Annotated in this window: 2 protein-coding genes; both read right to left on the minus strand. The window is 61.9% G+C overall.

The annotated features are described in order from the left end of the window. Positions 1-395 precede the first annotated feature (395 nt). A complete protein-coding gene (locus QZ292_RS10005; RefSeq protein ID WP_294601132.1) occupies positions 396-542 on the minus strand; it encodes a hypothetical protein in 147 nt (48 codons plus the stop codon). An 80-nt stretch (positions 543-622) separates the two neighbouring features. Beyond that, entirely contained in the window at positions 623-3,535 is a 2,913-nt protein-coding gene (locus QZ292_RS10010; protein WP_294601135.1) for a PEP/pyruvate-binding domain-containing protein, read from the minus strand. Positions 3,536-3,711: the final 176 nt, after the last annotated feature.

Here is a 3,711-nt window from a genome sequence, read left to right on the forward strand (position 1 = left end):
CGCCCGGCCCGTATTGAGGTGAAGTAGGCTGCAAGTGGTGCCCATCTCGGAGCGCGGCTCTTCGAACCGCAGGATTGCAGCCGTTTTTCGCGCGCCTTGGGAAATCCAGGCAAAACGTGCCAGCACATTTTGACGATTCCCCTTTTAAGGCGTCGGTGCGGTGCCGCTCGGCACTCGAAGGCCGGCCGTGTCTACCCCAATTTGAGTCGCCCGCGGCAATTCTTGCCGAATTGGCTCGCCGCCAATCGGCAGAATATGCCCTCTTTAGCGGGCGGGCGACTATCGAGCTTCGACTGCCCCCGGGCCGAGCGGGCCCCGCTTAAATAAGCCAGTGATAACCCTAGTAAAAGCCCCTGTGGGGCCCCGCGGTGGGCAATTGGCCGTGTCTGCTCTGTTTATTCCGAGAGGCAACGCAACTGAAGACCGTAGGCACGGTTGGTTGCGTAGTCGGGGCAGAGTGCTATCGCGTAGAAGTCCAAGTCCATGCCATGAGTGCCACTGACCGACGACGACCAGCTATACCCGTTACGGCCACCGGCCATCGGATCGCCTAATAGCTCATCGTGGCCTGAGGCGCTGAAACGGTAGCCCGGGGCGGGGGGCCGAAAAGTCTGAACCCTGCTTAGAGGCGCACGATACCCCGGCTGTTGCACCCGTCTATGAAGACAAACAGCTCGTCCGGAACCCTCACCCGCCGAAAATGCGCCGTTTCCGTCACCGCCGGCAGGCTGTCCAGCCAGGCAGAGTCGAAGATTCCGTCTCCGATCGCCGGATTCAGCGTCAGGTACCCGACCCCGAACGACGTCAGGTTCTGGAAAAAGTGCGTACCCTGCGACGGATCGACCCGGAAATCCTCCAGCCCGCACTCCGCAATGACCCGCGCCTCTGAAATCTGGGGCCATTTCACCGGAATCCCTAACCACGGGTCGCTCGACCCCCAGCGACCGGGGCCCACCAGCACATAGTTCACCCCCTCGCGCTTCATCGCCGTGTTCAGCGCGTCGATCTCCTCCGCCATCTGCGGCGTCTCCGACCGCTCGAAAGCCCCCGTTTTCACGTAAATAATATCCCGCAGCCCCTCGATCCGGCCAAGTCCCAAAGCGGACTCGGCATAGAGGATCGCCCCCTCCGGCCGGGCCTCCGGCGACGACCAGTCCAGACGGTCGCGCTGCGTCGCTTCGGCGATCGGGCGGATTTGCAGAAAATTGAATATCTTCTCGTTCCCGTATGGCACGTCCATATTGACCGCGAACTCGATCTCGACCGGCGACTTCATCTCCTCCGCCCCGATCCGCAGCAGTTCCCGCAGAATCTCCGCCAGCGGGAACGTGTCGTACTTCAGAATATGCGCGAAGGTGATCAGCTTGCGTCCCGGCTCGTTCGGCGAGTCGCTCACCGACTGGTTCAGCGCGTCCCACGTCGACGCCACATACTTCATATTCCGGAACCCGGCCGCCTTCGGAATCTCGAACCGCACCAGGTTCACCGCGTCGTCCGTCGAAGTCCGCAGCCGCGACGGATCGAGCGACAGGGCGTACATCACCCGCTGCGTGTCGCGCAGCATCATCTCCGTCGTCGAGAGCTGCAGCACCCGCTTCGGATAGGCCGGCGAGAAACGTAGCGTAATCCCACCCTCGACCACCAGTTTGCCCAGCCCCAGCGCGATGTTGGCGATCCCGTCCTCCGGCCGTTCGTCGCCGATCGGGTAGAAGTTCAGCGACCGCGCCACCCCTGACAAGGTCGGGAAGTAGTACCCCCCGTCCTCCGTGCCGCAGATCTCCTGAATCACCACCGCCATCTTCTCGTCGGCCAGACTGTTCGAGCTCGCCTCGATGTAGGCCCGGCTCGCCCGGTAGTAGACCGAGGCGTAGACCCCTTTGATCGCCTTGCCCAGCATCCGGATCATCTGATCCTCGTTGTCCACCCGGGGCACCATGTAGGTGGAGTAGATTCCGGCGAAAGGCTGGAAATGAGAGTCTTCCAGCTTGGAGCTCGACCGCACGGCCAGCGGCCGCTTCACGTTCCGCAGGAAGACCCGCAGGTCTTCGACCACCTTGTCCGGCAGCCGCGAGCCGGCGAACTCCGAAAGGATGTCCGCATCGTCCAGATCCGCCCCCTGCAGGGACTGCAGCCCGTTCTCGCGGATAAAGCGGTCGAAATGGTCGGTGGCCAGCACCAGCGTCCGCGGAATGGTCACCCGCACCCCCTCCCACTTGTCGTAGAGCTTGTACTCCTCCAGCATGTTGCCGATAAAGGCCAGCCCGCGGGCCTTGCCGCCCAGCGATCCGTTGCCGCTGCGGGCGAAGCTGATGAACTGGTTGTAGGTGGCCGGGTCGAACTCCGCCACGACCCCCTGGCCCATCTGCCGGCGGTAGCCTTTGATGGCCCGCAGGATGAACTCGCGCATCTCGTCCGGTGTCTCGAACATGCTGTTGGTCATCGCCCGCAGCATGTGGGCCAGCGAGAAGATCCCCCGGGCGTAGAGCCACTTCGAGAGCATGTTCTGGGCCGTGTAGTAGGTCATCACGTCGGCCGGAATCCGTTCTATCGCGGTCTGCATCTCGCCGAGGTCGCGGACGCGGGCGATCTCGCCGCCGGTCATCGGGTCGTAGAAGACGAAGTCGCCGAAGGCCATCCGGCGGTTGATGAAGTCGGCCAGCTCGTCGAGCAGCTCGGGCGAGCGTTTGTAGATGAAGTCGGCCCCCAACTCGGCGGCGTCGCGCCGGTGTTCGAGGCTGGTGGATTGCAGCACCACGGGCATCGTGGGCCGGTCGGCGAGCACCAGCCGGCAGAGCTCGACGCCGGCGTGCGGATCGGGCTCGGGGCGGTCGTCGCTGCGACGGAACGAGACGTCGGAGATGATCCCCAGCAGGTTGTCTTTGTAGCGTTCGTAGTGTTCGAGGGCTTCGTCGTACGATCGGGCGAAGAGAATTTTGGGACGGGCGCGTTTGCGGAGTATCCGCTGCTGCTCGTTGAGGGCTTCGCGGACGAATTCGTTGGTCTGCCGGATGACGGTGCGGTAGAGGTCGGGCAGGTAGGCGGAGTAGAACCGGACGTTGTCTTCGACGAGCAGAATGGCCTGCACGCCGATCCCGAGGATGTCTTCGCGGGCGTTCATCCGGTCTTCGAGCATCTTGATGATGGCGAGGATCAGGTCGGCGTTGCCCTGCCAGCTGAACATGTAGTCGATGGCGGAGGTGTCGGCTTCCATCACGCGCCGGGCGACTTCGCGCGAGAAGGAGCTCATCAGAATGAACGGGAGCCCGGGGTGCAGTTCTTTCACTTTCCGCGATAGGGTGAAAACGTCCATCTCGCCGATGTTGAACATGGTGATGATGAGGTCGAAGGGGGCGTCGCTCCGTAATTTCTCCAGGGCTTCGAGCCCGGAGCTCACGCGGATAAAGGCGGGTGGGTTGCTGAGGTTCAGGTCGCTGTACTCCCGAACGATCTGGGCGTCGATATGGCCGTCTTCTTCGAGGGTGAACTGGTCGTAGGAGCTGCACACCAGCAGTATCCGGGTAATTCGCTGGCGCATAAGACGATGAAAGTCAATGTCTACGAAAAATTTCTCGCTGTACTTCCCCATTTTATCCCTATTTTTGTCTGTAATCTTTCGCTTATCTGTGTCTACCCGCATGGAACTGCCGCTTTCTTGTAAGAAAGCGGCGCAAAGAACTTTTAGATAGCTACGCTACTCCTTAGGCTCCGCAG

It is taken from the genome of uncultured Rikenella sp. (genome assembly GCF_910577125.1).
Taxonomy (GTDB): domain Bacteria; phylum Bacteroidota; class Bacteroidia; order Bacteroidales; family Rikenellaceae; genus Rikenella.